Source organism: Terriglobia bacterium (assembly GCA_036496425.1).
Classification (GTDB): domain Bacteria; phylum Acidobacteriota; class Terriglobia; order 20CM-2-55-15; family 20CM-2-55-15; genus 20CM-2-55-15.
Window position 1 is genome coordinate 1 of sequence record DASXLG010000088.1, and the last position, 5432, is coordinate 5432.

6 protein-coding genes are annotated in these 5432 nt (G+C 56.4%); 1 reads left to right on the forward strand and 5 read right to left on the reverse strand.

Going from position 1 to position 5432, the window contains the following annotated elements:
* The 4 genes from groL to VGK48_06465 all read right to left on the reverse strand — a co-directional run.
* Window positions 1–1556 (reverse strand): chaperonin GroEL (gene groL, locus VGK48_06450; GenBank protein ID HEY2380809.1); only part of this gene is annotated, 1556 nt, incomplete at its 3' end.
* Window positions 1557–1565: 9 nt separating this feature from the next.
* Window positions 1566–1880: a co-chaperone GroES gene (gene groES, locus VGK48_06455; protein ID HEY2380810.1), complete on the reverse strand. Its 315-nt coding sequence runs from the start codon at window positions 1878–1880 to the stop codon at window positions 1566–1568.
* A 145-nt stretch (window positions 1881–2025) separates the two neighbouring features.
* Entirely contained in the window at window positions 2026–3588 is a 1563-nt protein-coding gene (locus VGK48_06460; protein ID HEY2380811.1) for a M28 family peptidase, read from the reverse strand.
* Window positions 3572–4264, reverse strand: a complete 693-nt coding sequence (locus VGK48_06465; GenBank protein HEY2380812.1) for a TIGR00730 family Rossman fold protein — start codon at window positions 4262–4264, stop codon at window positions 3572–3574. The genes VGK48_06460 and VGK48_06465 overlap by 17 nt, the downstream gene beginning before the upstream one ends.
* A 45-nt stretch (window positions 4265–4309) precedes the next feature.
* Here VGK48_06465 and VGK48_06470 point away from each other — a divergent pair, with 45 nt between their 5' ends.
* Window positions 4310–4459, forward strand: a complete 150-nt coding sequence (locus tag VGK48_06470) for a hypothetical protein (GenBank protein ID HEY2380813.1) — start codon at window positions 4310–4312, stop codon at window positions 4457–4459.
* A 169-nt stretch (window positions 4460–4628) separates the two neighbouring features.
* Here VGK48_06470 and VGK48_06475 read toward each other — a convergent pair.
* Window positions 4629–5432: RNA polymerase sigma factor RpoD/SigA (locus tag VGK48_06475; protein ID HEY2380814.1), on the reverse strand; the 804-nt coding region annotated here is incomplete at its 5' end.

Consider the following 5432-nt stretch of genomic DNA (forward strand, 5'->3'; position numbering starts at 1 on the left):
ACCAGAGCTTCCGTGGTCAGCATCAGAGCGGAGATGGACGCTGCGTTCTGCAGCGCCGTGCGGGTCACCTTTGCGGGATCGAGGATACCGGCGGAAATCATGTCGGTATACTCGTCCGTGCCGGCGTTGAAACCGAAGTTCGCATCCTTCGACTCCCTGACCTTGCCGAGCACGACGGCGCCTTCCATACCGGCATTCGACGCAATCATTCGCAAAGGCTCTTCGAGCGAGCGCTTCACGATATTGACGCCGATCTGCTCGTCGCCTTCCAGCTTGAGCTTCTCGAGAGCCGGAATGACGCGGATGAAGGCCACGCCGCCGCCGGGAACAATGCCTTCCTCGACAGCCGCGCGGGTCGCATGCATCGCATCTTCAACACGCGCCTTTTTCTCTTTCATTTCGGTCTCGGTCGCCGCGCCGACTTTGATTACGGCAACGCCGCCGACCAGTTTCGCGAGGCGCTCCTGGAGCTTCTCGCGGTCGTAATCGGAGGTCGTTTCGTCGATCTGCGTCCGCAGCTGCTTCACGCGGCCTTCGATCGTCTGGTGCTTACCGGCGCCTTCGACGATCGTGGTGTTGTCCTTGTCGATGACGATCTTTTTGGCTTTTCCAAGATCTTCGACGTGGACGTTCTCCAGCTTGATGCCGAGATCTTCCGTCAGCGACTTGCCGCCGGTCAGGATCGCGATATCTTCCAGCATGGCTTTGCGACGGTCACCGAAGCCCGGCGCCTTGACGGCAATCGCCTGCAACGTTCCGCGCAGCTTATTGACGACCAGCGTTGCCAGCGCCTCGCCTTCGACATCTTCCGCGATGATCAAGAGCGGGCGGCCCATCTTGGCAACCTGCTCGAGCAGCGGTAGAAGGTCTTTCATCGTGCTGATCTTCTTTTCGTGAATCAGGACCAGCGCGTTTTCGAGAACGCATTCCATCCGGTCCGGATCGGTCACGAAGTAAGGCGACAGATAGCCGCGATCGAACTGCATGCCTTCGACGACATCCAGCGTGGTCTCGATGGCCTTGGCTTCTTCGACCGTGATGACGCCGTCCTTGCCGACTTTTTTCATGGCTTCGGCAATGATGTTTCCGATCGTAGAGTCGTTGTTGGCGGAGACCGTCGCAACCTGCGCGATCATGTCTCCCTTGACCGGCTTCGCAAGCTCTTTAATCTTCTCGACCGCAACTTCGACAGCGCGTTCAATGCCGCGCTTCACCGCCATCGGGTTCGCGCCGGCGGCAACCGTTTTCACGCCTTCGCGGAAAATGGCCTGGGCAAGCACTGTGGCAGTGGTGGTGCCGTCGCCGGCAACATCGCTGGTTTTGGAAGCAACTTCCTTCACCATCTGCGCCCCCATGTTCTCGAGGGGCTCTTTCAATTCAATCTCTTTTGCGACGGTGACGCCGTCCTTCGTGATCGTCGGCGAGCCGAATTTCTTGTCGAGAACCACATTGCGGCCCTTCGGGCCGAGCGTGATCTTGACTGCGTCGGCAAGCATATTCACGCCGCGCAGAATCGCCTGGCGGGATTCTTCGCCGTGGACAATTTGTTTAGCCATCAAGCCCTCCTATTTCTTGCCGGCAGCTTTGCCGGAGGTCGCCAGAATTCCCAGAATTTCGTCTTCACGAAGAATCAGGTACTCGTTGTCGTCTACCTTGATTTCCGTTCCGGAATACTTGCCGAACAGAACGCGATCGCCTTCCTTCACCTCGAGAGGGATCACAGTCCCGTTTTCCAGCCGCTTGCCGGTTCCAGCCGCGACCACTTCGCCCTCCTGAGGCTTCTCTTTTGCGGAGTCCGGAATGATGATCCCGCCCTTAACTGTTTCCTGTTCTTCGATCCTCTTGATCAGAACACGATCATGCAAAGGTCGTACTCTCATGGTCTTGCTCTCCTTTTTTGTTTTGGCTTTGTTCTTACTGCTGCGCGCTACCGCGCTTGCGCTTCGCGCATTGAATAAAATTACAAGGGGTTGCTAGCACTCTCTCATGCCGAGTGCTAATTTTAAGAAGCGCAGTTGCGCTGTGTCAATAGGCTTTCGGGGAAGCGGACGTGGCGTGCACGAATTGTGGGCGGCTCGGAGCGTTGGCCAGTTGCACGGCGGAGAGGTAGACCAGGCGGGTGACTTTTTCCAGCTTTGGATAATTGATCTTGTCCGGTGTGTCCCGCGGCGTGTGATAGTCGGGATGCAGACCGGTAAAGAAGAAAATTCCGGGGACGCCCTTCTGCATGAAGGACCACTGATCGCTTCGACGCATCAGGTCTTCGGCGGAAAAATCGTAGCGAAACTTGAGGTTCAGCCGGACTTCGCTGTTTTCACGGGAAATCAGCGTCTTGAGCTCCGGGCTGAAAGCGGTTCCGAGAACATTCAGCGAATTCGCGTTGTCCGAAGCCCGTTCTTCCGGAACCTGCTGTCCACGATTGGCGGCATGCTCTTCATTGCGCCCGATCATATCCATCTGAAACATGGCAACCGTTTTGTTGAGCGGAAAAACCGGATGGCTGGTGTAGAAGCGGCTGCCGAACTCCCCCTTCTCCTCTCCGGCCCAGGCGCACAGCAGAACGCTGCGGGCGGGATGCGGCGCCCCGGGTCCGAACGCTTCGGCAATCTCGAGTAAAGCAACCGTCCCGGAACCGTTGTCATCCGCGCCGTACCAGATCTGGCCATAGGCTTCGCCGTCGTGGTCATAGTGCGCGCCGACGACAAGGACTTCGTTTTTGAGGGTGGGATCCGAACCTTCAACCAAAGCCACCACATTCTGAGTGTGATGGATGTTGCGCTGGACGTCGATCGTCATCGTGGCACTGGACGGCGCCTGAGGCTTTCCCAGTTCGGCGATCAGCTGCCTGCCGGAATCGGCCGACAACATGACGACTGGAATCTGCGGATAATTCGGCGTGTCGACACTCGCCATCTGTGTCAGGCGGACCGGGAGGTCGTCCCTGAAATTATCCGCCATCGCCGCGATCCGGCCGCGATTGCGATCTCCCAGACTTTGAACGATGATGACGCCGATCGCGCCTTCGTTTTCCAGTTTTTTGCCTTCGGTGGCATCGGCCGGGAATTCCGGATCATCGGAAACAATACGATCCTCGAGCTCGACGGCAATTTTGCCTTTCACTGCGGCGGCGCCGGGCCGGCCCTCGTCGATCAGTTCGAGGGGCGCACTCACTTCTCCGCTGACAGACCAGAGCTCCGGAATGAAATCCGTACGGGATTTCAAATTCATCTCCCCGCCCGCGGCGTCGCGGACGTGCAATTCATTTTTCGGTCCCAGGCGGGAAGAATAGATGTCGAAGTGCTGAAAATAGGTTCCGGCATCTCCTGAAGGCTTCAATCCATTTTTCTCAAAGATACCGGCGATGTAATCCGCAGCCATGTTCAATTCGGGTGTGCCGTTGCCGCGGCCTTTGAATTTTTCGGAAGCGAAATAGGTGAGTTTCTGCCGCAGGCCCTCGGCGCGAATCGATCCCACTCCGGTGGCAGCGGGAGCTTGAGCGGCGCCGGCAAAAATAAGCCACGCGAGAACGGGGCACACGGTCAGTACGGCAATTTTGTAGCGGAGCGAGAAACTACGACGTAATTCCACTATGCGCACCGTTTCTCACTCGCGAATCCTGAACCCAATGCAGAACCTCTTCCGGCGTATCGACCGTCTTTAAAATATCCAGGTCTTCGACCGCGATCATCTTTTCGCGCAGCAGGGTGTCGCCGACCCAGTCCAGCAAACCCTTCCAGTATTCTTTACCAACGAGGATAACCGGAAATGGTTTGATTTTCCGTGTCTGGATCAACGTGATCGCCTCGAACAATTCGTCCAGCGTCCCAAAGCCTCCAGGAAGAATGACGAAAGCGATAGAATATTTCACGAACATCACTTTCCGCACGAAGAAATATCGGAAATTCAGGAGCTTGTTGGCGAATATGTTGGGTTTCTGCTCCAGCGGCAGCTCGATGTTCAGGCCGACGGAGGTGGCCCCTGCTTCGGTGGCGCCCTTGTTGGCTGCTTCCATAACGCCCGGCCCGCCGCCGGTAATGACGGAGTAACCGTTCTTTGCGAGCAGGCTGGCGATTTCCTGCGCTCGCTCATAGCCGACGCTGCCGGGCAGCGATCGCGCCGAACCGAAGATGGCGACGGCCGGCGGGATCTTCGCGAGCATTTCAAAACCTTCAACGAATTCCGCGATGATGCGAAAGATCCGCCAGGTATCCTTACTTGTGAAATCGTCGATGACGTATTGCTCTTCAATTCCGTTTCGTTTCATAAAAGCTCTTTGACTTTAAAATTTCATTCTAGTATTTAGGACAGCATGAGTGCTGAGATCTCTTTCTGCCCACTTTGTGCCGGAAAGCTAGACGCCGGTGACGATGAACAGTTCGTCTGCGAGGATTGCGAATCACAGTTCTTCATTCAGGTCGTGGAAGCGGGAGATGAAGACGATGATGATGAGGAAGAGTAGACATTTCCGATAACCTCGTCTGGTAGTAGCACCTGAGTTTCCAAAACGGGCGCTTATTGGAAATTCGAAATTGGAAGTTCGAGATTGGCAATCGGATTTCCCAATGTCGAATCTCGAACTTCCAATTTAATTTCGAATTTCCAATACGTTTCCTGTGGTTCCTTCCCTGTTAATTGAGGTAGCCGAGCAGCTGTTTCGCGCGCTGCGACCGGCGCAGCTTCAGGAGCGCCCGCTCTTCGATCTGACGGATGCGTTCGCGCGACAGATGCAGGGCGGCGCCGATTTCGGCGAGCGTTTGCGGTTCGCGATCGCCCAGACCGAAGCGCCGTTCGATGATGAGACGTTCCTTGTCTTCGAGTTGCGAGAGCAATGTCTGCAATTGCTCTTCGAACGACTGGGCAATAAGAAGTTCGTCCACGGGCGCGATGCTCTGGTCTTCGATCAGATCCTCGAGGCGCGTTTCGCTCTCTTCGCCGATCGGCGCGTTCAGAGAGACTTCGGTCGGCGGGCCTTCCATCATTCCGCGAACGTCCCGCTCGGTCATGCCGAGCTCTTTTGAAATCTCATCGACCGACGGACGGTGGCCGAGCTCCTGCGTCAGATGAGCGACCTTGGTTTCGAATCGATACAACTCGTGCTTCAGCTTGGGAGGCAGACTGAAGACCTGCCCGTGATGGGCAATAGCCGCCAGAATCGCCTGCCGGATCCACCAGCTTGCATAGGTGATGAAGCGCACCCCGCGTAACGGGTCAAACCGCGAGACCGCCTCGATCAATCCAAGATTTCCTTCGTTGATCAGCTCGTGCAGCGGATATCCCGACCGCGAATACTTCTTCGCCATCGCCACAACGAAGCGGAGGTTGGCTTCGATGAGCCTCTGAAATGCCCCTTCGTCGCCTTTCTGGACGCGGGCGCCCAGTGCTTTTTCCTCGTCAGGAGTGAGTTGAGGAAACTTCGAGATCTCCTTCAGATA

Excerpts from the sequence above, each read along its gene's own strand:
- groES (HEY2380810.1), bottom strand. The coding sequence starts at position 1,880 with ATGAGAGTACGACCTTTGCATGATCGTGTTCTGATCAAGAGGATCGAA.
- VGK48_06465 (HEY2380812.1), bottom strand. The coding sequence starts at position 4,264 with ATGAAACGAAACGGAATTGAAGAGCAATACGTCATCGACGATTTCACA.
- VGK48_06470 (HEY2380813.1), top strand. The coding sequence starts at position 4,310 with ATGAGTGCTGAGATCTCTTTCTGCCCACTTTGTGCCGGAAAGCTAGAC.